This is a genomic window from Ferranicluibacter rubi, assembly GCF_011603255.1.
In the GTDB taxonomy this organism is placed as follows: Bacteria; Pseudomonadota; Alphaproteobacteria; order Rhizobiales; family Rhizobiaceae; genus Ferranicluibacter; species Ferranicluibacter rubi.
Genome location: NZ_JAANCM010000034.1, coordinates 1 through 455, shown reverse-complemented (window position 1 = coordinate 455; position 455 = coordinate 1). Strand labels below are relative to the sequence as shown.

Below are 455 nucleotides of genomic sequence, written 5' to 3'. Positions count from 1 at the left end.
CATCAGTAGCGATCCCGAATTGATTTTCTGGATCGGCTCGGGCTGCGCCCTGGTGCTGGCCCTGCTGCTCTGGAGAGTCCAGCCGGGTTCGACCGTTGCCCAGACCGATGACCTGCAGGAAAAATCGGCGCCCATTTCCTATGCGACGGTCAAAAATCTGGTGTCCGATCGACGCTTCTGGTCCCTGGTGCTGTATGTCGTGGGCGTCGCCTGTCTCTACGACGTGTTCGACCAGCAATTCGCCAACTTCTTCCGCGGCTTCTTCGCCTCCCCGCAGCAGGGCACCCAGGTGTTCGGCTTCGTGACCACGCTGACCGAAGGCGGGGTCGCCCTCATGATGTTCTTCATTCCCTGGGTGTTGACCCGTATCGGCGGAAAGAATGCCTTGATCGTTGCCGGAGTCGTGATGGCGATGCGCATCATCGGTTCCGCCTTCGCGTCGAGTCCTGCCGAAG

Annotated in this window: 1 protein-coding gene; it reads left to right on the top strand. The window is 60.4% G+C overall.

Annotated features, from left to right (window positions below; translation table 11 throughout):
- The coding region (locus G8E10_RS25745) for an MFS transporter (RefSeq protein ID WP_281517820.1) at nucleotides 1-455 on the top strand (455 nt) is incomplete at both ends.